We start from the raw sequence: 25,207 nt of genomic DNA, 5'->3' as shown, positions 1-25,207 counted from the left end.
TAAAAGGGTTTAGAAGTACTCGAGGTGGGAATCGAACCCACACTCCGAAGAACTGGATTTTGAATCCAGCGCGTCTACCAGTTCCGCCACTCGAGCATATTTGCCATTCAAAATTGGCATCCTATCAAAATAGGACTGCAAAATTAAATAATAATTTTCTTTCTACCACTAAAAATATCAATATTTATGCATTAGCAACCAAAATTAATTTTTAAATTTGCACCTTCTAAAAAACAAGTGCTTTCCACCATACAAGGAAGTAACTATTTGGAAAACAATAAACAAAGACATGCCATACCAAGTTCCGCAACCGAAAATATTTGCTTGTACACAAAGTAAAATCTTAGGAGAAAAAATTGCCAAAGCCTATGGTATGGAATTAGGTAATGTTATATTCTCCAGATATAGTGATGGTGAATTTCAACCTTCTTTTGAAGAATCAATAAGAGGAACCCGTATATTTCTTATTGGATCAACACATCCCGGTCCAGAGAACTTAATGGAAATGTTATTAATGATAGATGCTGCCAAAAGAGCATCTGCGCGTCATATTACAGCCGTTATGCCATATTTTGGCTGGGCAAGACAAGATAGAAAAGACAAACCTAGAGTGCCTATTGCAGCCAAATTGGTCGCAAAAATGTTAGAAACCGCTGGGGCAACTAGAATTATCACCATGGACTTACATGCTGATCAAATACAAGGCTTTTTTGAAAAACCGGTTGACCACTTATTCGCATCAACATTATTTTTACCTTATTTAAAAAATTTAGGATTAAGAGATCTTACCATTGCCTCACCCGACATGGGCGGATCAAAAAGAGCTTATGCATATTCCAAAGCTTTAGATAGTGATGTTGTAGTATGTTATAAGCAAAGAGCCAAAGCCAATGTTATTTCCCATATGGAACTAATTGGTGATGTAAAAGGTAAAAATGTAGTACTAGCAGATGACATGGTAGATACGGCAGGTACATTGACCAAAGCAGCGGACCTAATGATGGAACGTGGCGCTTTGAGTGTTAGGGCCATTGCTACACATGGTCTATTATCAGGAGATGCTTACGAGAAAATTGAGAAATCAAAACTTACGGAATTGATCATTACAGATTCAATACCGGCGGAGGTAAAGAGTGATAAAGTAAGGGTTTTAAGTTGCGCAGATTTATTTGCCGATGTCATGGACAAGGTACACAACAATAACTCCATATCTTCTAAGTTTTTAATGTAACGAAGAAGTCAAAACAAGAATATTAATTTTTAATACATATAATGAAGTCAATTACAATTAAAGGATCAGAAAGAGAAAGCGTGGGCAAGAAGGCAACGAAGGCCCTACGTAATGCTGGAAAGGTTCCTTGCGTGGTATACGGAGGGGATAAACCATTACACTTTTCAGCAGACGAACTAACGTTCAGAGACTTGGTTTACACTCCAAATGCACACACAGTTGCAATTGAGTTGGAAGACAAAGAAACTGTTAATGCAGTATTGCAGGATATTCAATTTCATCCTGTAACGGATGCCATCATCCATATTGATTTTTATCAGTTATTCGATGATAAAATGGTTACTATGAACATTCCTGTAAGATTACAAGGGAATTCACCAGGTGTACGTAATGGTGGACGTTTATTGTTCAGAAAACGTAAGCTTGCAATAAAAGCTTTACCTAGCAAATTACCAGATTTCTTCGATATCGATATTTCTAAATTAAGAATAGGTCAGAATATTTCTGTAGGATCATTATTAAGTGATGATTTCACTATTTTACATCCAGAAAACCAAGTAGTAGTACAGGTTAAAACTGCACGTACCGCTGTTGTTACTGATGATGAAGATGAAGATGAAGAAGGAGCTGAAGGTGCAGAAGGTGCATCTGAAGAAGCTGCTCAAGAATAGACTTAACGGTTTAAAATTTATTAAAAAGCATCCTGGTATTTGTATCAGGATGCTTTTGTATTTTTACGCACTAAATTATAGTTCAAATGCTCCGTTTACTTAAATCCTTTTTTACCAAACAGAGTATTATTATCGAAGAAAAAGATCCCATGAAAAAATTTTTGATCGTTGGCCTTGGAAATATAGGAGAAGAATATACCGAAACCCGACACAACATCGGTTTTAAAATACTGGACGAAGTAGCCAAAACAAACGACTTTACCTTTGAAACGGCAAAACTAGGAGACATTGGTTCTTATAAGGTAAAAGGAAGAACTATTATTTGTCTTAAGCCCTCAACATATATGAACAGAAGTGGCAAGGCATTGAAATATTGGATGGATAAAGAAAATATTCCGCAAAGTAACGTCCTTGTAATTACAGATGATATTAATCTGCCATTTGGAACCATTCGTATTAAAACAAAAGGCAGTAATGGTGGACATAATGGATTAAAGGATGTAGAATTATATCTACAGACCATTCAATACAACAGGTACCGCTTTGGAGTAGGTTCAGATTTTAGTAAGGGTAGACAGGTTGAATACGTGTTAGGACAATGGAACAGTGACGAGCAAGCATTGTTACCAGAGCGATTAAAAAAATCAACTGAGATTATCAACTCTTTCGCTTTAGCCGGCATTGCCAGAACAATGAATCAATTCAACAACTCTTAGCATTAAAGCACCTTAAAACTATATACCCCGGTATTAGATCTATTACCTTCTGCATCTATAACAATTACACGCCAATAGTAAACCGTATCTGAAGATACCGAAACTTTGATATTGGTAACATCTGATGAAAGCGTACGTATAAGATCAATTGGTGGCGTTTCTACCGAGAAATAGACTTCATAACCGGTTATATCATTATCCAGATCAGATGCAGACCAAACTAGCTCTACCTCATTATTGATGTCCTTAAAAACACTTGAAGATGAAGCCGGACTCTCAATAGTTGCCGGAAAGGGAGCAAATGTAGTTCTAGACCCCGCATTATAAAAATACCATTCTTCACTGGAAACAGTTTCTTCTACGTCACTATTACGTGATCGTACCAACCATGAAAACTGCTCTCCTTTAGCCAAAGGCAGCTTTGCTGAATTTGAAGTAGACACAATGGTTTGCACCGTACTCGTAGCAATATTGGTAACACGTAACTCATACGTTTCCGTATTATCCGCCAAATTCCATCTAAATTCTACCTGACTGGTTTCAGTACCTAAGCTTACACCGGTTGTACATTCAGAATTCTCTTCGGGGAATACTAAGCTTACTGCTTCTGGAGGTGTTGCAGAACGCTTTTTTTTACAGCTAGAAAAAGCTATAACTACGCAGAAAGAGAACATTAGAAAACGTATCATTCCTTAATTACTTTTGTTGTTCCATTAATTGTATTTCCCTCATACCTTAAGTAGTATATTCCCGCGGCCAATGCACTTAAATCTAACTGAATTATGCCATTCACCAAAGTGGTAGTTTCATCATAGATAAACCTACCGTCTATACTAAAAATACTTACAAAAACATCTTCTTGCTGCCCACCTATATACACCTGTACTACATCTTTTACCGGGTTTGGAAAAACTACCGGGCGCTCATAAAAACCTATTTGCTCTTCATGAACTCCTTGACAGGCAATTGGAGTATATACCTTTAAAGAATTTAGCCCTTTTTGCAATTCTAATTGCACAACAGAATCTTCCGTTTGTATGGCTATACCGTTCAACTCTATCGTATAAAATGAAGACCCGGTCAAATTCAATGTCACTAAAGACCCATCATCCGCAATTTTAGAAGAAACGTTTAACGGACCAGGTTCGGTTATTTGTACTTCAACACAATATTCTTGATACACAACTGTACCATCCGTACCCGTAATACATAACGTATACGTACCCGCACTTAAGTTTGCCAAATTAAAGCTATTGGAAAAATTTTGCGTTAAATCAACCCCATTACCCGACACGGTAATTTGATAATCCAATGCCAATTTAGGGGCAATGGTCAAAGACCCATCATTATTATCGCTACAGGTTTCACTTTCTAAAGTAATTACAAAATTCTCTGAAGGAAAGCGATAAATAGCACAACCGGAAGCATCTACCTCCTGCCCTGCCGGGGTATTTAGACAAAGGTCGTCACCATCATCGAATACACCATCATTATCTGCATCTGGTCTAAAGTCACCTTCAACACAAACCTCAAGAACAAAAGAAACCAAGCGTCCACCATCAGAAGGCGCATTATCTTTTACTTCCAAAGTCCATTCACCCAGTATAGATTCCCCATTAAAGGAACTTAACGTTCCCAATGGTTTCACAGACCCACCTATTCCAGGATTTACACCACAATTAAAAGCAGGGCTGTCATCATCGAAAATAGCATTGATGTCACTTGCATCACCACAAGAATTAGAAACCAAGGTAACGGTTGTACCTGCCGGTGAAGTTAAACTGACCACCAAATCAGCTAAAAAAGTATGCTCAATATCTAACTGCACATTAATATCCGCAATGGGTAAATCTTCTAAAAAGATCAACTTAGACGTTATTACCGGTGTTCCGCTGCTTGATATTGCTATTGGCGTATCAGTAGATTCTTTTGTCGTACAATTAAACTGTACGGTAGAGAAGCTAAAGGCTTCACTAAAATCTCCCTCACCACAATTGTTCTTAGGTTTTACGCGCCAATAATATGTGCTATTATTATCCAAAAGGGTTGGCGTGTAGGAACTACCTGATACGGATACAGATTCTACGATAGAAGTAAAGGCAGAATCGCTCGCAATTTCCAACTCGTACTGAGTATTACCGATCGATGTACCCCATTCCAAAAGAATATCTGTAGAAGCATTTGCAAATCCATTTGTAGGAGCTACTAGAATAACATCTTCAAAATTGTCTTCGAACACCCTTACTTGAAGCGTAATTTCCTTAGTGACCGTAGCGGATGTAGCTACCACCTTTATAGGGTACTCTCCTACGTTTAGACCCGCCACACCTTCTATAGCTATACTAACTTCGGTATCTGTTGCATCTGCGGTCGCCGGGGTAAAGGTTGCCGTTAGGCCTGCAGGCAAACCCTGAACACTAAATGTACTTTCCTCATCAAAACCCAAATTAGTTTCGTAATTAAAGGAAACATTTAAATCATTAGGCTTACAGACATCAAATATTACCTCATCAAAATCCATTACAATTTCAGAAGGTGTTATGGAAAATAAAGCATCGTTTACTGCAAAGAATATATTATTATCCGCCATTACCATTATACGCCCTGTACTGGTAGGTAGGTTCGGTATAATAACTTCATGACTTCCATCATTTAGTATATTCTCTGCCAATATTTCAGTAAAGGTAATTCCACGATCCGTAGATAATAATATGGTAACCGTTTCCGCATTGATCGGTGCTACGTTCGTATTGGCTACATCCCAAGCTATGGTTTGTACCGATCCAGCTTCAAAGGTCTCTTGTGTACTTTGTGAACTCACCAAAAAAGGACCGGCTTCACCGCTCACCGAAACTGTCATTTCATCAGAAACAGATTGCCCTCCGTTCAAGGCATTATCTCTTACGGTCACTGAAAAATTGAGATCCCTGCCAACGTTTGACACAGTTTCCCAAGCATCGCCAATTGAAGGCAACGCCTCTGTAAGTTCCCCGCCCAAAATACGGGTAAGGTTAGGAAAATATCGTTGTGGAATTAATGAAGGTGGCAAAGACCTAAAATTGGCTCCTGCCGGATTTGTAGGTCCGAACGTAGATTGGGTTACAATACCGTTATCTATTTGCTCCCATGTATAACTAAGAATATCACCGGTATCTACATCGTTAGCTTCTGCAGTTAGCACAAAAGGTGTGCCTTTTGGAATATTATAATTCACCAATGGACTTAACGTTGGTGGTGTATTTCCAAGTACCTCGGTACTACCACATGAAACTGTTTCCAAATAATCCCTGATCTGTACAATACTTACGTAGTGAAAATAATCATCGCTATTATTGGCAACATTATTATTTCCCGTAATACCGGCATACCCCATAATAGTTGTTCCACTGGCAGGCTCAACTTGTACTATAGTGCCTTCTGAAGTATGTGAAAAAGAGTGATTGGCACCAAATTGATGCCCTATTTCATGCGCTACCAGATCAATATCAAAAGCATCGCCTATAGGAGAAGACAAAGTAGTATAACCGCTACCTTTTCTTCCGTCTACGCAAACAGCACCTATAAAACCAGAATTACCATCCAAAGTATTATCCTGTTGGTTGAATAAATGCCCGATATCATAATTTGATTCTCCTATGACACTTGTTAGAGTGTTTTGCACCTGAGAGCTTAAACTACCGGTGTAAGGATCAGTATCTGAATTGGTATATATAACAAGATCTGTATTTGCGATCAACTCTAAAGTAATAGCCAAATCTCTTTCAAAAACGGCGTTGACCCTTGTCAACGTAGCATTTATGGCCGCTAAAGCATCTGCCTTGGTTCCCCCATGAAATTCTGTATACTCACCTGATGCAGAAATAGCTATCCTGAATTTTCTCAGTGTTTGATCATCTACCAATTTAGCGGTTACATTCTGTGAATACTCCTTAACCTCCGGTACTGTTTTACAAACAAAATCGATATCACTCTCCTCTTGTTCCGTTCTACGGTACAACACATAAATATCATCAGTAGATTTTTGCATGAACAATGCCCCATTTTCACCAGATGTACTCATTGTACTTTGTATACCCTTTGGCGACATGCTGAACCTTATCTGCGTTGTTGCATCGTTCAAGGCAACTCCTTTAAAAGATTTTATGGAAGGGTATTTCTCGGCTAAACCTTCAGCAAAAAGATGTGCATCTTCCACTAAAAAGGGAATTATTTCACCCAACTCGTTAGGGAAATAAACAATTTTAGATGATTTACCGTCGTTTAATACCTTCGTAAATTGTTCTTGATCTAATTTAAAAGCCTTGCTTTTATTTACTTTTAAGCGTTGTTTGGATAATCGCTTCGCCGCTCCGTTCAACTCCGTACTTTTCCAATATGTAGATTGCGCTACACTGGAAAAGGAAAGAAATACTATGGTAATTGTAAAAACTAGGCGTAATTTTGCAATCATTAAGGGACTTTTAACCAAAATCAAATATAAGTCTTTTTATTTTCTATCATAAGGTGATTACAGTCCGCAACATTTCCAAATACAAAGAAGAGTATCCTACGGTCATTACCATAGGCACCTTTGATGGGGTGCATATAGGCCACCTGAAAATACTTAACAAAATCATAAATCATGCCAAAAATACGGCATTGAAATCATCGGTTCTTACGTTTTTTCCGCATCCAAGAATGGTTTTACAGAAAGATGCCAATATAAAACTCTTGAACACTATTGATGAGAAGATCAATATTTTAGAGCGCTTAGGGTTAGATGTTCTTATTATCCACCCATTTACAAAAGAATTCTCTAGACTTACGGCAACAGAGTTTGTCCGTGATATTTTGGTTAACACCTTAAATACCAAAAAAGTAATTATTGGCTATGATCATAGGTTCGGTAGAAATCGTAATGCCAACATAAACGACTTGGTCACTTTTGGTAATACGTATGAATTTTCAGTAGACGAGATACCCGCCCAAGAAATAGATGATGTATCGGTAAGTAGCACCAAAATCAGAAAAGCTTTGGAAGAAGGTGATATTGAAACCGCCAACAGCTATTTAGGCTATGAATATATGCTTACCGGAACAATCATAAAAGGCAAGGGAATTGGCAAACAACTAGGCTACCCTACCGCCAACCTTTCCATTGCGGAAGACTATAAGCTAATACCTAAAAATGGAGCCTATATCGTAAATAGTACTATTAATGGTAAAATAGTTTACGGAATGATGAATATAGGTTTTAACCCTACCGTAAACGGCACCAAACAATCCATAGAAGTCAATTTTTTTGATTTTGATGCGGATTTATACAATCTTAAATTACAAGTTAATATTTTGGTTCGTTTACGAGATGAACATAAATTTGAATCTGTTGATGCCCTAAAGGCTCAATTGGCAATAGACAAAGAAAAATCTCTTCACTATATAAATAAGTAATTATGCTTAATAGGTTATTATTTCAACGCATAGATAATAGCTCATTGATCATTTTTAGAATCTTTTTTGGCATTCTAATCTCACTTGAATGTTTTGGCGCTATTGCTACCGGCTGGGTGAATAGAAATTTAATTGCCCCAAAATTTAAATTTCCATTTATAGATTTCGATTTTTTACAACCTTTACCAGGCAACGGAATGTATTTCTACTTTGGTATAATGGGTCTAATGGGCATATGCATTGCATTAGGTTTTAAGTACCGGGCAAGTATGATAACGTTTACAACCATGTGGACGGCTACTTATTTAATGCAAAAGACCGCCTATAACAATCATTACTATCTTCTTATTTTAATTTCATTGATTATGTGCTTTTTTCCTGCCGAAAGAAGCCGTTCAATAGACGTTAAGCTTAACACCAAGATAGAAAGCAATGCAATGTATGCATACATAAAATGGATTGTGGTGCTACAACTTTTTATTGTTTACACATACGCATCAATTGCTAAAATATATGGAGATTGGCTAGACTTCAGTACCATAGCCGTTTTAATGCATTCGAAGAGGAATTATTGGCTTGTTGGTGATATTTTACAGGAACCTTGGATACATACTGTTATAGGATCTGCTGGTATTTTGTTTGATTTACTCATTGTACCGGCATTACTTTGGAAACCGACCAGAAAAGCGGCTTTCTTTCTTTCATTATTCTTTCACCTATTTAATTCGATCATATTTCAAATTGGTATTTTTCCTTATTTATCCATAGCCTTCAGTGTTTTCTTTTTTGAGCCTGAAACCATCCGCAAAATTTTCTTTAAATCTAAAATTCCGTTTACCACATCAAAAGTCATCATCCCAAATTATAAAAACAGCTTTTTGATCGTAGCTGCAGTATACTTTTTAACACAGCTGTTATTACCCGTTAGACATTATACTTTTGAAGATGATGTGCTATGGACCGAAGAAGGACACAGAATGAGCTGGCGTATGATGTTACGCAGTAGACAGGGCAAAGGCAGGTACAAAGTAGTGGACAAGAATACCGAAGAGGTTTTTATAATCAACCCCAAAGATTACGTATCTCGTAGTCAAGAGCGAAAGATATTTGCTTACCCAGATTTTGCCTGGCAGTTTGCCCAATATCTTAAAAAGGAATTCAAAGAAGAAAATAGGGACGTTTCCGTATACTTAGAAAATTCAAAAATTAGCATAAACCGTAAGCCGTACGAGCCCTTTATAGATTCAAAGACCGACTTGGCGGCCGAGACATGGTACCGAACAAAACACCATAGCTGGATTCTTCCATCCCCATACATCAAATCAGAAAAATAGATAATTGATGTTTAGTCTTAAAAAGTAGCTACTTAAAATATTAGATTAAGTAAATTTGCAGCCAAATACAATTCTACAATGTTACAAATACAGATCATTAGAGATAACAAAGAAGAAGTTATCCTAGCTCTTGAAAAAAGAAATATTGATGCACAACCATTAGTGGACAATGTGCTTAGATTAGATGAAAAAAGACGTGCTTCACAAACTAGTTTAGATAACGTTTTAGCTGAATCTAACAAGATTTCTAAAGAGATCGGCGTATTGTACAAGACAGGTAAAGTTCAAGAGGCGAATCTGTTGAAAGAGCAGACCGTAAAACTTAAGGAGGAGTCTAAGCAATTAGGCGACGACTTAAATGCAGCTGAAGAAGAGTTAAAATCATTATTATATCAATTACCTAATACTCCGCATACCTCGGTTGTAAAAGGTTCTTCTGAAGAGGACAATGAAGAAGTATTCAGTGAAGGCGAAGTGCCAAAATTAGATGAAGCTTCTTTGCCACACTGGGAGCTTGCCAAAAAATATGATATCATAGATTTTGAATTGGGCGTTAAAATTGCCGGAGCGGGATTCCCTGTATACAAAGGCAAAGGTGCAAGGTTACAACGTGCACTAATAGCTTATTTTTTAGATAAAAATACTGAAGCGGGCTATACTGAAATTCAAGTACCACACTTAGTAAACGAACTATCTGGCTATGGTACTGGGCAATTACCGGACAAAGAAGGACAAATGTACCATGTAACCGCAGATGACCTTTATTTGATACCAACGGCAGAGGTTCCTGTAACCAATATTTTTAGAGATGTTATTGTAAATGAAAGCGATTTCCCAATAACTTATACAGGTTACACGCCATGTTTTAGAAGAGAAGCAGGTAGTTATGGTGCACACGTACGTGGACTAAACCGTTTACATCAATTTGATAAAGTTGAAATTGTTCGTGTAGAACACCCTACAAAATCCTATGAAGCTTTAGACGGCATGGTTGAGCATGTGAAAAATATTCTACGTGAATTAAAACTACCATACCGTATACTAAGACTTTGTGGTGGTGATTTAGGATTTACCGCTGCGCTTACTTTTGATTTTGAAGTTTTCTCAACTGCGCAAGATAGATGGCTTGAGATTAGCTCGGTTTCAAACTTTGAAACCTACCAAGCCAATAGATTAAAATTACGCTTTAAAGACGAGAGCGGTAAAAGCCAATTGGCACATACCTTAAATGGCAGCTCATTAGCATTACCACGTGTATTAGCTGGTATTTTAGAAAACTACCAAACCCCAGATGGCATTAAAATTCCCGAGGTGTTAGTACCTTATTGTGGGTTTGATATGATTGATTAAATCCTCAAAAGCCAACTTTTAAATTTTGGTTGATTTAACTTAAGGTTACAACAATCAGTAAAACGTCATGAAACTTATAAATTTCATGACGTTTTTTTTTTGATACCAATTAATTCTTCGACCTTTATATTTAAAATTGTTACTTATGAATTGGATATTATTAATTATCGCCGGCATATTTGAAGTAGCATTCGCTTTTTGTTTGGGTAAAGCAAAAGAATCTACCGGTAATGAAATGTATTTATGGTATATCGGTTTTTTAATAGCCTTAGCTATAAGTATGATACTCTTGATAAAAGCAACGCAAACTCTTCCCATTGGCACTGCATATGCGGTTTGGACAGGCATTGGAGCCGTAGGTACGGTTTTAGTGGGCATATTTGTTTTTAAAGAACCCGCTACTTTTTTACGAATATTATTTTTAACTACATTGATCGGATCTATAATAGGCCTTAAAGTCGTTTCACACTAGCTCATACCATTATGGCTTAAAACAATATTGAAAAAGTATGAACCTAAAAGTGGATGATTTTCTGAACGAACAAGTAGTATGGAAGAATGAACTTTCATTGCTCCGAGAAATAATCCTGGAATGCGATGTTAAAGAAGATTTTAAATGGAAACATCCTTGCTACACCAAAAATGGAAAGAACATTGTTTTAATTAACGGTTTCAAACAATACTGCGCTCTTCTATTTTATAAAGGTGCCCTGCTTAGAGACCCACATAATATTTTAATACAACAGACAGAAAACGTACAAGCGGGCAGGCAAATAAGGTTCAAGAATACAGAAGATATTTTAAAAATGAAAAAAGTGATCAAAGATTACATTTTTGAAGCCGTAGAAATTGAAAAATCAAATCTAATAACACCAACGAAAAAAGTTAGTGACTATGAAGTCCCTGAAGAATTGAAAATAATTTTTAAGGAAAATCCCGCTTTTAAAAACGCGTTTGAAGAATTGACCCCTGGTAGGCAAAAAGGATATTTATTACATTTTTCAAAAGCCAAACAATCTTCGACAAGGTTAGCCCGAATCAATAAATACACCAATAGAATTTTAAGCGGAAAAGGTCTTAATGATTGTGTTTGCGGACTTTCAAAAAGAATGCCCAATTGCGACGGGTCTCATAAGGGTACCGGAACCATTTCATAAAATATGCTGTGATAATATATGCTTTGTAACAACTTACAGCATTCTATGTATCTTTGAGTATGCGGTTTATCCTTTTTCTAATTACATACATAACCTTTACAACATTTTGTTTTGCCCAAGATGATTTTTTGGCCAAACAATATTTTGCAGATGGTGATTTTGAAAAAGCTGTAGTATTCTACGAAAAATTGGTAGAAAAAAATCCCCGAAGAACAGAGTATGTGCAAGACCTAGTTGCTTGCTACCAACAGTTGGAAGCATACCAAAAAGCAGCATCTTTTTTGAATGCACGGTTAAATGACCGCAATCCTTACCCTACCCTGTTAATTGACCTTGGTTACAACTATGCGCTACAAGAACAGCAAGACCTGGCGCAAAAGAATTACGACAAAGCTTTGGCCATTATAGATAAAAATCCCAATTACGGATATGCCTTGGGACTTCAATTTCAGAAATACAACCTTTTGGATATGGCCATAAAGGCTTTTCAAAAATCAATGGAGTTAAACCCCGCTTTAAACTTCAATTTTCAATTGGCAAGAATTTATGGGGAGCAGGGCAACGTTGAGGCTATGTATAATTCGTATTTAAATCTTGTTATTGATGGTAAAACTTCCAAAAGCAATATTCTAAGAAGCATAGACGATTTTGTATCGGAAGAACCGGAAAACCAAAATAACATTTTGCTAAAAAAAGTGTTATTGGAACGCGCTCAAAAGAATCCTGATATTTTATGGAACGAGTTATTGAGTTGGTTATTTGAAAAACAAAATCAATACGGTAGTGCATTTAGGCAAGAAAAAGCCATTTTTAAGCGTATGAATGGCAGTTCTACCAGTCGTTTAGAAAATTTAGGACAAAGCGCTCTGGAGAATGAAGAATATGAAATTGCTAAAGATATTTACAGCTATATCATTGAAAACACCAGTGATAAAATAGTTCAACTAGATGCAGAATTAAATCTAATTGATATTGAATTGGTTGGCGCAACGGATAGTACGTTAGACGCTATTCAAAAAAAATATGAGGAACTTGTGGATATTTATGGGTACAGATCACAAACCCTTCAGCTACAGGTAGCCTATGCCAATTTTCTGACTTTTAAAAAGAATGACCCGGCACCTGCCGAAAAATTATTGAAAAACAGCCTTGAACTGCCCATGAGCGATAAAGGCACTGCCTATTTAAAATTGGCACTTGGAGATATTTTAGTGTTCAACAAAAAATTCAATGAAGCACTCATCTATTTTTCACAGATTCAGCAAAAACTTAAAAACGACGTTTTAGGTCAAAATGCACGGTTTAAAGTTGCACAGACCAGCTTTTACAAGGGAGATTTTGATTGGGCCTTAACCCAACTAAAAGTTTTAAGAAGCTCTACCTCACAGCTTATCGCAAATGATGCCATGCAGCTAAGCCTTTTGATATCTGATAATTCATTAGAAGATTCTACTCAAACAGCATTGAAAAAATATGCACGGGCAGATTTTTTAGCCTATCAAAATAAAAACGATGAGGCGATCAATGCCTTGGGTGACATTCTAGAAAATCATAAGGGAGAAAAAATTGAGGACGAGGCTTTATTAAAGCAAGCCCAATTATACGAGAAACTTAAGAAATACGATGATGCGCAATTAAATTACCAAAAAATCATCACGTTCTATGGTAATGGTATTCTTGCAGATGATGCTTATTATGCTTTGGGAGAACTTTACAGAACAGTGTTCAATGACCCCATAAAAGCAAAAGAGCAATATGAAAAAATCATTTACAACTATCAAGATAGTTACTACTTCCCAGAAGCCCGCAAGAACTTCAGAATTTTAAGGGGAGACTCCATTAATTAAATTCAAGGGATATCTAATTCATAGTCAGGTCTAGTTGAACTAACTTTGCAATTCAATCTGAACAATAATACATGTACATATATAACGTTACCACCAATATAGAGGAAACAGCACATGACTCTTGGCTGCAATGGATGAAAGAGACCCATATACCACAAGTACTATCTACCGGTAAATTTTTGAGCGCAAAATTCACCAAGGTTCTAGTAGAAGAAGATATGGGAGGCTATACGTATTCCGTACAATATACGGTGCCCGATAAGGCAACATTAGATCGTTACTATGAAGAAGATGCCCCGGCACTCATAGAAAGTATCCAGAAAAAATTTGCCGGTCAGTTGGTTTCTTTCAAAACAGAATTAGAAGTTGTAGATGAATATTTTGTACAACGCGCTACTGCAACACACTTTTTGTTTACGTATGGCACTTTACAAGAAAAAGAAGTTCAATTGGGAGTTTTTGCAAGACCTTTGAACGGATTTGAAGATGAATTACCGTCATATATAATATCCGACCAAAAAATAGCAGACCTCTACCCTACTTTGCAACATACAGGAAAAGCGGAAGATTCCATTAAAGGCCAAGTGTACACCCTGTCTCATCAAGAATTGCAAAAAGCCGATGTATACGAGGGTGAAGCATATGAAAGAATTGAAATTCAATTGGCTTCCGGTAAAAAAGCGTGGGCTTATATTGCAAAATTTTAAGCTTTTAAAATAGATTTATGGGAACAAAGAAAAAGAAATACAAAGGAAATAAATATGCTCAAAAAAAGCATCAAGAAAAAGGTCCCGTAAAAGCAAAAAAACACCTTGGCCAGCATTTTCTAAAAGATGAGAATATTGCCAAACAAATAGCAGATACGTTATTACAGAAAGACTATAAAAATGTAATTGAAATTGGTCCGGGTACGGGGGTATTAACTAAGTACCTACTATTACGCAACAGTAATTTAGTGGCCATGGACTTAGATACGGAGTCTATCAATTACTTGAACGAAACTTTTCCACTAGAGCATCCAAAGGCATTTCAAGGTGAAGGTTCTTTTAAGGTTATTGAAGCGGATTTTTTAAATTTCGATATCTCTACTTTATTTGGCAATGAGCAGTTTGGCATTACGGGTAACTTCCCCTATAACATCTCAACCCAAATAGTTTTTAAAATGTTAGAGCTACGTGATCAAATTCCAGAATTTTCGGGTATGTTTCAAAAAGAGGTAGCACAACGTATATGTTCGTCAGAAGGTAGCAAGGCCTATGGTATTCTTTCTGTATTGTCTCAAGCATTTTATGATGCCGAATATTTATTTACCGTTGAAGCCGATGTCTTTGACCCACCACCAAAAGTGCAATCGGGCGTTTTAAGATTGACCCGAAAAGAGAATTTTAAACTCCCTTGTGACGAACAACTACTTTATAGGGTAGTAAAGACAGCTTTTAACCAAAGAAGAAAGACATTACGTAACAGTTTAAAAACATTCACTTTATCAGATAATCTAAGAGAAGACACTATATTTGACCTTAGACCGGAACAATTATCGGTCGAAGATTTTATTGCATTGACGAAGAAAATAGCAGATGACACCCTTTAAACTTACAGACGAATTAGTTTCAGAAATAGAACAGCTCATTGAACAAAATAATGACGCTGAACTAAATGCTATGTTAGGGACCGTGCATTATGCAGATGTTGCGGAGATCATTAATGAACTGGATAAGGAGCAGGCAACTTATTTGATCAAATTATTGGACAGCGATAAAACATCGGATGTTCTAACAGAACTAGATGAAGATGTCCGTGAAGCTATTCTTAGTAACTTATCTACCAAGGAAATTGCGGGCGAGCTAGAAGAACTTGACACAGATGATGCTGCCGATATTATTGGTGAACTACCAAAAGAACAAATACAGGATGTTATCTCTAAAATTGAAGATAGGGAACATGCCAAAGATATTGTTGATCTTTTAAGATATGCCGAAGATTCCGCAGGGGGACTCATGGCAAAAGAGCTTGTAAAGGTGAACGAAAACTGGAACGTGCTTACATGCGTAAAAGAAATGCGCACACAAGCAGAAAACGTTACCCGTGTACATTCTATCTACGTAGTAGATGATGAAGATAAACTAAAAGGTCGTTTATCCTTAAAAGACTTATTGACCACATCTACCAAAACCCACATAAAGGATGTTTTTATAAAAAATGTAGATTCGGTCAACGTTAATGAAGATCCAGAGGAAGTAGCTAGGATTATGAGCAAATATGACCTTGAAGCCATACCTGTGGTTGACGAAATTGGCAGGTTGGTGGGGCGTATTACAATTGATGATATTGTAGATGTCATTAAAGAAGAAGCGGAACGAGATTACCAAATGGCCGCGGGTATTTCACAAGATGTTGAGGCAGACGATAGTATTTGGGATTTAACTAGAGCTCGTTTACCATGGCTGATCTTAGGGCTTTTTGGTGGTGCCGCCGCCGCAGTAATTATGGGCGGTTTTGAAGAAATGTTTCGTGAGTATACCGTACTTTTTCTATTTACACCACTAATAGCGGCAATGGCAGGTAATGTTGGAGTACAATCTAGTGCTATTATAGTACAAGGTCTGGCCAATGACGACATTAAAGGAAGCATCAGTAATAGATTGATAAAAGAAATGTTATTGGCATTATTGAACGGGTTTATCCTGTCTTGCTTACTGCTTATTTTTACTTGGATTTGGAAAGGGGATTTTCCCACCTCATTGGCAATTTCCATATCACTGATCGCCGTTATCGTAGTAGCCGGTTTCATAGGCACATTTGTGCCATTGTTTTTAGACAAAAGAGGTATTGACCCCGCCATTGCAACAGGACCTTTTATTACGACTAGTAATGACATTTTTGGTATATTAATTTACTTCTCTATCGCAAAATTGATTTTGGGCATATAATTAACCCACTATCTTTTTTAGAATACTAAGGCTTTACGTATCTTACTGTATTCAATTTTACCTTAATTAAATCATTCTTTGCCATACCCTTCAAAAAGGATAAGGCAAACAACCCTATGAAAAGCATTAATCTTAAAGAAAAACATAAACTTGTAGATGGGTATTGGCATCCACACAAAATTGGTGTCGTGGATAATATGCAGGTATTATTGGCTAAGCTTAAAGGTGAATTTGTATGGCATTCACATGACAATGAAGATGAACTATTTCAAGTGACAAAAGGTACGCTATATATGCAATTTAGAGACCGTACGGAAGTGGTAAGACAAGGCGAATTAATTATTGTACCCAAAGGTGTAGAACATTGCCCTTTAACCAAAGACAATGAGGAAGTGCATATTATGTTATTTGAAAAACAAGGCATAGCACATACTGGTAATGTAATAGACGAAAAAACAAAGACAGAATACCCCAAAATATAATTGAACATAAATGAAAGTATTACACATAGATATAAACCACCCATTAATAATTGAACAGTTTGCTGAACTAGGTTTTACAAACGATGAAGATTATACTTCTTCAAAAGAACAGATAGAAGCAAAAATAGCCGATTATGATGGTCTGATCATTAGAAGTAGGTTTACTATAGACAAACAATTTCTTGATAAAGCAAAAAATCTAAAGTTCATTGGCAGATTAGGAGCCGGACTTGAGAACATTGATACCAAATATGCAAAATCATTGGGTATTTTTCTAGCAGCTGCACCTGAAGGCAATCGCAATGCCGTAGGTGAACATGCCTTGGGTATGCTTTTATCGTTATTCAACAAATTAAATACTGCCGACAAGGAAGTTAGAAATGGCAAATGGGACCGAGAAGGCAATCGCGGAATTGAACTAGAAGGAAAAGTAGTTGGTGTTATCGGTTATGGCAACATGGGCAAGGCCTTTGCTAAAAAACTAAAAGGTTTTGATGTGGAAGAAGTGATCTGCTACGATATTAAAGGCGGCGTTGAAGATGAAAACGCACGCCAAGTTGGTATAATGGAATTTCAAAGCAGGGTGGATGTCATAAGCCTCCATGTACCCCAAACAGAGTTAACCATAGGCATGATAGATGCAGAATATCTAGATAAGTGCAAAAAACCTATTTGGATTATTAATACTGCCAGGGGAAAATGTATAAAAACCAAAGATTTAGTTGATGCCTTAAAATCCGGTAAAGTTTTAGGGGCAGGTTTAGATGTATTGGAATATGAAAAAGCTTCGTTTGAAAACATGTTCACAGATGATAATCTTCCTGAGGCATTTCAGTATTTAATTGCATCTGACCAAGTAATGCTATCGCCACATGTAGCCGGTTGGACGGTAGAAAGCAAAATAAAATTGGCCCAAACCGTAGTTGATAAAATAAAGGCAAAATTCGAAAGCTACAATGAAGTACAAAGCTAACACACCAGACGAATATATTGCTCAATTACCACCCGAACGCAAAGAGGTATTTGAAAAGCTAAGGACAATTTTACTTAAAAATTTGCCTAAGGGCTTTACAGAGCAATTGAGTTATGGTATGCTGGGCTATGTAGTGCCACATTCGCTTTATCCGGCAGGTTATCATGTTCAACCAGAACTACCTTTACCTTTCATTAATTTGGCATCGCAAAAAAATTATATTGCACTGTACCACTCAGGCATTTATGCAGACAACACATTAATGAGTTGGTTTAAGGACGAATACCCCAAATATTGCAAACGTAAATTGGATATGGGCAAAAGCTGTATACGATTTAAGAGTATGGATGACATCCCGTATTCTTTAATAGAAGAACTGTGCACTAAAATGACCGTAAAGAATTGGATCCATCTGTATGAAAATACTATTAAAAGATAAATAGATATGAAAAAAAGAGTTACGGGACTAGGTGGCTTTTTCTTTAAGACCAAAGATCCCGATCATTCAAAAAATTGGTACAACAAACACTTAGGTTTAACTACCGATCAATATGGCTGTACTTTTTGGTGGAAAGATAAAGAAGGAAACGACTGTTCTACACAATGGAGCCCTATGAATAAAGACACTACCTATTTTAATCCTAGCAAATCTAGTTTTATGATGAATTTTAGGGTTGAGAATCTTGTAGAACTTTTGAAAGTTTTAAAAGAAGAAGGGGTCACGGTAATTGGTGAGATCGAAGAATTTGAATATGGAAAATTTGGATGGATTTTAGACCCTGATGGAAACAAGATAGAACTTTGGGAACCAGTTGATAAAGCATTTTTATGATGTTAAAATAATTGCTACATTTAACATCTATTAACCACCAAACAACAATTAAAATGTCAGACGAGAATAAAAATTTCGGAGATAAGGCTGAAGATGCTTTTGATAACGCAAAAGAATCTGCCAAAGAATTTTCTGAAGATGCAAAAGAATCAGCTAAAGAATTTAGTGAGAATGCCAAGAAAACTGCCGATGAATTTACTGCTGGAGCAAGGGAAGCTTTTAGTGGAGCAGGAGGAGAAAACAAAAAAGTTTTAGTAGGAATTTTAGCAATTATATTAGGTTCCTTAGGGGTTCATAAATTTTTATTGGGTTATCAAAAAGAAGGATTTATACTTTTAGGGGTAACAATTGCTGGTTATGCCACCACTTGTTTAGTTATAGGAGCTTTTTTCTTTTGGATACCGGGCGTTATTGGATTAATTGAAGGTATCATCTACCTAACAAAATCAGACGAAGAATTTTATAACACGTACCAAGTAGGTAAAAAACCTTGGTTCTAAATAACTTGAGCCAGATATGATCTATCTGGCTTTTTTTAACTTTTTTAATATCGTAATATTGCTATATACAAATATCTTATGGGATTAACGAAAACACAAATATTCAATGCAGAGCAAAATGACCTAGCTATTATTTTTAAAGTGCTTTCTAATCCCGCTCGCATTGCCATACTACAATACATAAGTCGGCAAGATGCTTGTATTTGCAATGATATTGTTGATGAAATAGGTTTGGCACAACCGACAATATCGCAGCATATAAAAGAATTGAAGAGTATTGATTTAATTAGAGGTGAAATTGAAGGTAAAAAAGTTTGCTACTGTATAAATCTCCAAAAATGGACAGCAATACAGGACTTGTTGAATTCATTTTTTAATACTACTAAAAGTAATTGTTGCTAATGAATATTAAAATCATTGAATTCCATTAAAGCTAATAAAGTATGAATAATATAACCATTAGAGCAATGTTGGCTACTGATTGGAATGCTGTATCAGATATATATGTAGAAGGTATTTCAACCGGCATAGCCACTTTTGAAACATGTGCACCAACCTTTGAAGCATGGGATGCAGCCCACATGAAAAACTGTCGTTTTGTTGCTGAAAGCAATGGTGAAATATTAGGTTGGGTTGCCCTCTCTCCCGTTTCTAATAGATGTGTTTATGGTGGTGTAGCAGAAATTAGCGTTTACATTGCTGATCACAGTAGAGGTAAAGGTCTTGGAAAATTGTTACTGGAACACGTCATAATCGCAAGTGAAAAAGAAGGTATTTGGACATTACAATCTGGCGTATTCCCTACAAATTATGGAAGCATAAAAGTTCATGAAGCAACAGGTTTTAGAATGATAGGTAAACGCGAGCGTATAGGAAAATTACATGGTAAATGGGTAGATAACGTGCTTTTTGAAAGACGTAGCAAAGTTGTTGGTATAGATTAAATTATGCTTCGTTATCAGTATTTTGACCTTCAAGTAATCGTCGCTCCAATTCAGCTTGAAATTCTTCCATAACAGGTTTAACCGTGCTTTCCGGCAGATCTGCTATTTTAATATACATCAATCCGTCTACAGAATTATTAAAAAGTGGGTCAACATTAAAAGCCACCACTTTTGCATTTTGCTTAATGTATTTTTTAATTAAAACCGGTAAGCGTAAATTACCAGGTTCTACTTCATCGATCAAGCGATCAAACTTATTTAAATCGGCCTGGGTTTCATCAAAAACGAATTCTTTATCGGCATCCTTTAGTTTCACCTTAAATTCCTTTTTAGGCCTAATGTATTGTGCCACATAGGGATCCCAGTAATTGGACTTCATGAACTCGATCATCAAAGACTTAGAAAAATTAGAGAACTGGTTACTTATACTTACACCGCCTATCAAATACTTATGTTCTGGAAAACGCAAAGTAGTATGCACAATACCTTTCCACAGCAAGAATAATGGCATTGGTTTTTGCTGATACTCTTTCGTGATATAGGCACGACCCATTTCTATGGAATGCTTCATCATATCATAGAGTTCTGGCTCTACCCTAAATAAATCCTGTACATAAAAACCATCTATACCATGAGCAGGAAATATCTCTGACCCCATACCCATTCTATAAGCACCAACAATACATTTAGCATCATCGTCCCAAAGAAAAAGGTGGTGATAGTAGGTATCAAAATCATCAAGATCTATTGCCTTATTGGTACCTTCTCCAATTGCCCTAAACGTTACCTCTCGCTGTCTACCAATTTCTTTTAAGATAAACGGCATATCCTTTTCTTTAGCTAAAAAAACCTCATAGTTCTTACTCTGCAGCAACCTACAATCTTTCTCCCTTAGCTTCTCAATTTCACCCTCCATAACCTCTTTACGAACCGCATCCGCAATTTTCTTTGGTTGCTTGGGCAGTTTAAGTGAAGTAGGTATTTGATCAATTAAACGCTCTTTCTCATAGGCGTTAGAGAGCATGTATGTTTTACGGCGCAAAAGATCAGTATATTCTTCAATACTTTGCTGTTCTTGCTGGGTGGTAAGTGAAATAGGTTGACCAATTCTAACTTTGATCGGTCTATTGCTTTGGGAAAAAACCTGTGAAGGTATCATGGCAGTTCTTAAAGAATCGCCCAACTTAGAGATCCTATAGAACAAAGAGCTGTTTTTAGCATGAAAATATATGGGTACTACGGGTACATTTGCCTTTCTAATCAGTTTAATGACCGCTTCTTCCCAAGGCTTATCAACAATTAACTTACCGTCTCTATACGTAGATACTTCGCCCGCAGGAAATACACCCAGTACATGACCATTCTTTAAATGTTCTAAGGTTTTCTTGAATCCGGCTAAATTGCTTCTAGCATCTTTATGGTTATTAAAAGGATTTACCGGTAATATATAAGGTTTTAAAGGCACCATTCTCTCTAAAAGAAAATTCGCCATTATTTTATAATCTGGGCGTTGACGCAACATTAGCTTGAATAACAGAATACCGTCAATTGCCCCCAAAGGATGATTACTGATAGTAACGTATGGTCCTTCTTTGGGCAAACGTTTAAAATCTTCCTCAGGAATTTCATAGTCAATATCAAAATGATCTAAAATGGCATTGGCGTAACTTTCCCCCTCTAAATGGGCAATAGAATCATAAAATCTATTGATAGCCGATATACGTGTAACCTTCATTAACACCCAACCAACAAAGGTACCCAATACCCCATATTTGGAGAGGTTAATGGCTTTGGCTATTTCTTTTGCGGTGACTAAACCCATATATTCATCCTCATTTTAAAATGTAAATATAGGCAAATAGCCAAAGTAGCTACCAATAATAAATTAGTGAAATAATGACTGTATTACTTCACTACCAATTGAACGGTTTCCGTACCGCGCTGCTCCAGTAACAACTCATGTCCGTTTTGCAAGGTCTCTAAAGCCTTATTGTCAAAATGCCTTATGGTATATAAAGAAACATTCTCGTGGTGTACCACTTTAAACTTACTTTTTAGCTGTTGTAATAACGCAGCCAATCCTCCAAATTTATTATCGATACAAACAGAAAAGCTAATAGCGGAATTCTGAATTAAATCTACCTTAATTTTATGCTGATGGAATAATTTAAAAAGCTCACTAATACTGTCTTCTACGATAAATGAAAAATCCAATGAGGATAATTTCATTAGTACCTGATTCTTCTTTACTATAAAGCAAGGTACTTTTGGTTCTATACCTACACCCTTGCCTACCGTAGTACCTTTATCCTTTGGGTTGACAAAAGATTTTACGTGCAAAGGAATTTCCTTGCGCTGTAGAGGCTGCAATGTTTTAGGGTGAATAACGGATGCCCCATAAAAAGCAAGTTCAATAGCCTCTCTATACGAGATATTGTTAAGTAATTGTGTTTCTTCAAAATATCTGGGATCCGCATTTAAAACGCCTGGAACATCTTTCCAAATGGTTACGGAATCCGCATTTAGGCAATAGGCCAAAATAGCTGCCGTATAATCAGAACCTTCACGTCCCAAGGTTGTTGTAAAGTTATTGTCATCACTGCCTAAAAATCCTTGCGTTATGTTAAGAACCTTTTTATCAATATTGGTTACGTTCTTTTGCGTACGTTCCCAATCTACAGTGGTATCTCTATAACTACTGTCTGTTTTAATATAGTTTCTAACATCTAACCATTGGTTTGCAATGCCAATCTCTTTTAAATACGCACTAATTATTGTTGTAGATAACAGCTCACCGTAACCTACAATTTGATCATAAACAAAATTATAATTAGGAGATTTGTTCCAAACTAGAAAGCCGTTTATTTCATCGATTAATACTTTTATTTCTTTATAAATGGTATGTGAAGCATTTGGAAATAATTCTGACACTATAGCATGATGATAATCGACCAACTCAGAAACCTTAGCTGGTATTTCTTGTTTATCATTAAAATAGGCATTAATAATATCTTCCATGGCATTGGTGGTTTTCCCCATTGCCGAAACTACCAGTAACGTATTATCATACCCTACTTCCCTTAGAACCTTAACTACATTTTTAACCGCATTTGCATCTTTTACAGATGCTCCTCCAAATTTAAAAACCCTCATATTCAATCTATATCTAATCTATTTATTTTCTTTTTCCTTAGTTCTTATGCAATGGCATTTAAATATGCTTTAATACCTTTTTGATCTAATTGAACTACATCCCAATCTCTCATTACATTGGCACCTTTACTTTCATAAAAACCTATAGCAGGCTCGTTCCAATCCAGCACTTCCCAGCAAATTCTTCTTACTCCTAATTCATCACCATACTTCACCACTTCATCTAAAAGCGCAGTACCCAATCCTGTTCCGCGCATTTCTTTGGTGACGATCAGGTCTTCTAAATGAATAACCGGTCCTTTCCACGTGGAATATCTTGGATATACCAATGCCATACCTACAATTTTTTGATTCTTTTCTGCAACAAAACAGTGAAACAATTTCTGTTTGCCAAAACCATGTTCCTTTAAATCTTGTACACTAACCTCAACGGCGTGTTCTTCCTTCTCAAAAGTGGCCAATTCTTGAATTAATTGATGCACTTGTTCCATGTCCCCTGCTTGGGCAACTCTAATTGTATACTCCATAATTGTTACAAATAAAACACAAAGTTATAAATTTAAAAAATGTAATTAAAATGAAAATGAAACGTTTAACAAAATACACGATATTTGTATATAACCATAAACTAAAGAATGTCTCCAAAAAGAAATCAGACCCTAGGGGAGTTTATTATTGAAAATCAAGATTCATTTCAGTACTCTTCGGGCGAATTATCAAAACTTATTAATGCCATTAGATTAGCGGCCAAAGTTGTAAACCATGAGGTAAGCAAAGCAGGACTAATTGATATTCTAGGTGGCGTAGGCGAAACCAACATTCAAGGTGAAGACCAACAAAAACTAGATCTTTTCGCGAACGATAAATTTATTCAAACATTAAAAAACCGGGAAATTGTATGTGGTATCGCCTCGGAAGAGGAAGATAGTTTTATCAGCATCAACAGTAACGATGATAACCACCAGAACAAATATGTAGTACTGATCGACCCATTAGACGGCTCGTCTAACATCGATGTAAACGTTTCCGTGGGTACCATTTTTTCTATTTACAGACGGGTTACTCCTATTGGAACTCCTGTTACTATGGAAGATTTTTTACAGCCTGGCCACAAACAAGTTGCCGCCGGTTACGTTGTTTACGGCACCTCTACTATGTTGGTGTATACCACAGGTGATGGTGTAAACGGTTTTACCTTAAACCCTGCATTGGGTACTTTTTACCTATCGCACCCAAATATGCAATTCCCGGAAGATGGTAGAATTTACTCCGTAAACGAAGGTAATTATGTGCATTTTCACCAAGGCGTAAAAGATTATATAAAGTACTGCCAAATGGAAGAGGATGATAGACCATATACCTCAAGATATATTGGATCATTGGTTTCAGATTTTCATAGAAACATGATCAAAGGTGGCATTTACATGTACCCTAAAAGTAGTGTTACTGAAAGCGGTAAATTAAGGTTACTATATGAATGTAACCCTATGGCATTTTTAGCCGAACAAGCGAACGGACTTGCAATTGGCGGCAAAAATCGAATTATGGACATACAACCAACAGAACTGCACCAAAGGGTTCCTTTCTTCTGTGGAAGTAAGAACATGGTCATAAAACTTCAAGAATTTTTAGATAAATATCATTAATAAAAAAGGGA

The 25,207-nt window shown here is 36.5% G+C and carries 25 protein-coding genes and 1 tRNA gene; 20 read left to right on the top strand and 6 right to left on the bottom strand.

The window, feature by feature from the left end; all coding sequences use genetic code 11:
• Positions 1–16: 16 nt before the first annotated feature.
• Positions 17–96, bottom strand: a tRNA-Leu gene (locus YQ22_RS10195).
• Between the two features lie 193 nt (positions 97–289).
• On the opposite strand from YQ22_RS10195, the gene YQ22_RS10190 reads away from it, so the two are divergent.
• The 3 genes from YQ22_RS10190 to pth all read left to right on the top strand — a co-directional run bounded on the left by YQ22_RS10190 (position 290) and on the right by pth (position 2,618).
• Positions 290–1,231 carry a ribose-phosphate pyrophosphokinase gene (locus YQ22_RS10190; RefSeq protein ID WP_071341117.1) on the top strand — a complete coding sequence of 314 codons (942 nt, stop codon included), beginning with the start codon at positions 290–292 and terminating at the stop codon, positions 1,229–1,231.
• A gap of 41 nt (positions 1,232–1,272) precedes the next feature.
• Positions 1,273–1,902 (top strand): 50S ribosomal protein L25/general stress protein Ctc, encoded by a 630-nt coding sequence (locus tag YQ22_RS10185; RefSeq protein WP_071341116.1) that lies wholly within the window; start codon positions 1,273–1,275, stop codon positions 1,900–1,902.
• Positions 1,903–1,988: 86 nt separating this feature from the next.
• Complete coding sequence (gene pth, locus YQ22_RS10180) at positions 1,989–2,618, top strand: aminoacyl-tRNA hydrolase (protein WP_071341115.1); 630 nt, start codon at positions 1,989–1,991, stop codon at positions 2,616–2,618.
• 2 nt (positions 2,619–2,620) lie between these two features.
• Here the strand turns inward: pth and YQ22_RS10175 are convergent, their stop codons facing one another.
• Complete coding sequence (locus tag YQ22_RS10175; protein ID WP_071341114.1) at positions 2,621–3,307, bottom strand: hypothetical protein; 687 nt, start codon at positions 3,305–3,307, stop codon at positions 2,621–2,623.
• Positions 3,304–7,068: a zinc-dependent metalloprotease gene (locus tag YQ22_RS10170; protein ID WP_071341113.1), complete on the bottom strand. Its 3,765-nt coding sequence runs from the start codon at positions 7,066–7,068 to the stop codon at positions 3,304–3,306. Before YQ22_RS10170 ends, YQ22_RS10175 begins: the two co-directional genes overlap by 4 nt.
• Positions 7,069–7,121: 53 nt before the next feature.
• Between YQ22_RS10170 and YQ22_RS10165 the strand changes: the two genes are divergently transcribed.
• The 16 genes from YQ22_RS10165 to YQ22_RS10090 all read left to right on the top strand — a co-directional run bounded on the left by YQ22_RS10165 (position 7,122) and on the right by YQ22_RS10090 (position 20,397).
• Positions 7,122–8,048, top strand: coding sequence for a bifunctional riboflavin kinase/FAD synthetase (locus YQ22_RS10165; protein WP_071341112.1), 927 nt, complete (start codon positions 7,122–7,124; stop codon positions 8,046–8,048).
• 2 nt (positions 8,049–8,050) lie between these two features.
• Complete coding sequence (locus tag YQ22_RS10160; RefSeq protein ID WP_071341111.1) at positions 8,051–9,382, top strand: HTTM domain-containing protein; 1,332 nt, start codon at positions 8,051–8,053, stop codon at positions 9,380–9,382.
• Between the two features lie 78 nt (positions 9,383–9,460).
• Complete coding sequence (serS, locus tag YQ22_RS10155) at positions 9,461–10,732, top strand: serine--tRNA ligase (RefSeq protein WP_071341110.1); 1,272 nt, start codon at positions 9,461–9,463, stop codon at positions 10,730–10,732.
• A gap of 145 nt (positions 10,733–10,877) precedes the next feature.
• Positions 10,878–11,204, top strand: a complete 327-nt coding sequence (locus YQ22_RS10150; protein ID WP_071341109.1) for a DMT family transporter — start codon at positions 10,878–10,880, stop codon at positions 11,202–11,204.
• 37 nt (positions 11,205–11,241) lie between these two features.
• Positions 11,242–11,889 (top strand): DUF1801 domain-containing protein, encoded by a 648-nt coding sequence (locus tag YQ22_RS10145; RefSeq protein ID WP_071341108.1) that lies wholly within the window; start codon positions 11,242–11,244, stop codon positions 11,887–11,889.
• A 128-nt stretch (positions 11,890–12,017) separates the two neighbouring features.
• Positions 12,018–13,736 carry a tetratricopeptide repeat protein gene (locus YQ22_RS10140; protein ID WP_442914835.1) on the top strand — a complete coding sequence of 573 codons (1,719 nt, stop codon included), beginning with the start codon at positions 12,018–12,020 and terminating at the stop codon, positions 13,734–13,736.
• 71 nt (positions 13,737–13,807) lie between these two features.
• On the top strand, positions 13,808–14,443 hold the full coding sequence (locus tag YQ22_RS19415; protein WP_071341106.1) for a DUF4286 family protein: 636 nt from the start codon (positions 13,808–13,810) through the stop codon (positions 14,441–14,443).
• Between the two features lie 17 nt (positions 14,444–14,460).
• Positions 14,461–15,327 carry a 16S rRNA (adenine(1518)-N(6)/adenine(1519)-N(6))-dimethyltransferase RsmA gene (rsmA, locus tag YQ22_RS10130; protein WP_071341105.1) on the top strand — a complete coding sequence of 289 codons (867 nt, stop codon included), beginning with the start codon at positions 14,461–14,463 and terminating at the stop codon, positions 15,325–15,327.
• A complete protein-coding gene (mgtE, locus tag YQ22_RS10125; RefSeq protein ID WP_058104117.1) occupies positions 15,314–16,666 on the top strand; it encodes a magnesium transporter in 1,353 nt (450 codons plus the stop codon). The genes rsmA and mgtE overlap by 14 nt, the downstream gene beginning before the upstream one ends.
• Before the next feature lie 116 nt (positions 16,667–16,782).
• Positions 16,783–17,148 carry a cupin domain-containing protein gene (locus YQ22_RS10120; protein WP_071341104.1) on the top strand — a complete coding sequence of 122 codons (366 nt, stop codon included), beginning with the start codon at positions 16,783–16,785 and terminating at the stop codon, positions 17,146–17,148.
• Positions 17,149–17,158: 10 nt separating this feature from the next.
• Complete coding sequence (locus tag YQ22_RS10115; RefSeq protein ID WP_071341103.1) at positions 17,159–18,121, top strand: 2-hydroxyacid dehydrogenase; 963 nt, start codon at positions 17,159–17,161, stop codon at positions 18,119–18,121.
• The gene (locus YQ22_RS10110; protein WP_071341102.1) at positions 18,105–18,560 is read left to right on the top strand and encodes a DUF1801 domain-containing protein; all 456 of its coding nucleotides are present in this window, start codon (positions 18,105–18,107) and stop codon (positions 18,558–18,560) included. Before YQ22_RS10115 ends, YQ22_RS10110 begins: the two co-directional genes overlap by 17 nt.
• Before the next feature lie 6 nt (positions 18,561–18,566).
• Entirely contained in the window at positions 18,567–18,953 is a 387-nt protein-coding gene (locus YQ22_RS10105; RefSeq protein ID WP_071341101.1) for a VOC family protein, read from the top strand.
• Positions 18,954–19,006: 53 nt separating this feature from the next.
• Complete coding sequence (locus YQ22_RS10100) at positions 19,007–19,453, top strand: NINE protein (protein WP_071341100.1); 447 nt, start codon at positions 19,007–19,009, stop codon at positions 19,451–19,453.
• Positions 19,454–19,531: 78 nt separating this feature from the next.
• On the top strand, positions 19,532–19,855 hold the full coding sequence (locus YQ22_RS10095) for an ArsR/SmtB family transcription factor (RefSeq protein ID WP_071341099.1): 324 nt from the start codon (positions 19,532–19,534) through the stop codon (positions 19,853–19,855).
• A 41-nt stretch (positions 19,856–19,896) separates the two neighbouring features.
• Positions 19,897–20,397, top strand: a complete 501-nt coding sequence (locus YQ22_RS10090) for a GNAT family N-acetyltransferase (RefSeq protein ID WP_071341098.1) — start codon at positions 19,897–19,899, stop codon at positions 20,395–20,397.
• 1 nt (position 20,398) lies between these two features.
• On the opposite strand, the gene YQ22_RS10085 is transcribed toward YQ22_RS10090, so the two are convergent.
• The 3 genes from YQ22_RS10085 to YQ22_RS10075 form a co-directional block, all read right to left on the bottom strand.
• Entirely contained in the window at positions 20,399–22,219 is a 1,821-nt protein-coding gene (locus YQ22_RS10085) for a GNAT family N-acyltransferase (RefSeq protein WP_071341097.1), read from the bottom strand.
• 83 nt (positions 22,220–22,302) lie between these two features.
• Complete coding sequence (locus tag YQ22_RS10080) at positions 22,303–23,550, bottom strand: aspartate kinase (RefSeq protein WP_058104126.1); 1,248 nt, start codon at positions 23,548–23,550, stop codon at positions 22,303–22,305.
• A 44-nt stretch (positions 23,551–23,594) separates the two neighbouring features.
• Positions 23,595–24,077 carry a GNAT family N-acetyltransferase gene (locus YQ22_RS10075; RefSeq protein WP_071341096.1) on the bottom strand — a complete coding sequence of 161 codons (483 nt, stop codon included), beginning with the start codon at positions 24,075–24,077 and terminating at the stop codon, positions 23,595–23,597.
• 108 nt (positions 24,078–24,185) lie between these two features.
• Between YQ22_RS10075 and fbp the strand changes: the two genes are divergently transcribed.
• The gene (fbp, locus tag YQ22_RS10070) at positions 24,186–25,196 is read left to right on the top strand and encodes a class 1 fructose-bisphosphatase (protein WP_058104128.1); all 1,011 of its coding nucleotides are present in this window, start codon (positions 24,186–24,188) and stop codon (positions 25,194–25,196) included.
• Positions 25,197–25,207 lie beyond the last annotated feature (11 nt).

It is taken from the genome of Maribacter sp. 1_2014MBL_MicDiv, from assembly GCF_001865655.1.
Classification (GTDB): Bacteria; Bacteroidota; Bacteroidia; order Flavobacteriales; family Flavobacteriaceae; genus Maribacter; species Maribacter dokdonensis.
The sequence above is the reverse complement of the archived record's forward strand: the minus strand, read 5'-3'. Positions and strand labels throughout refer to the sequence as shown.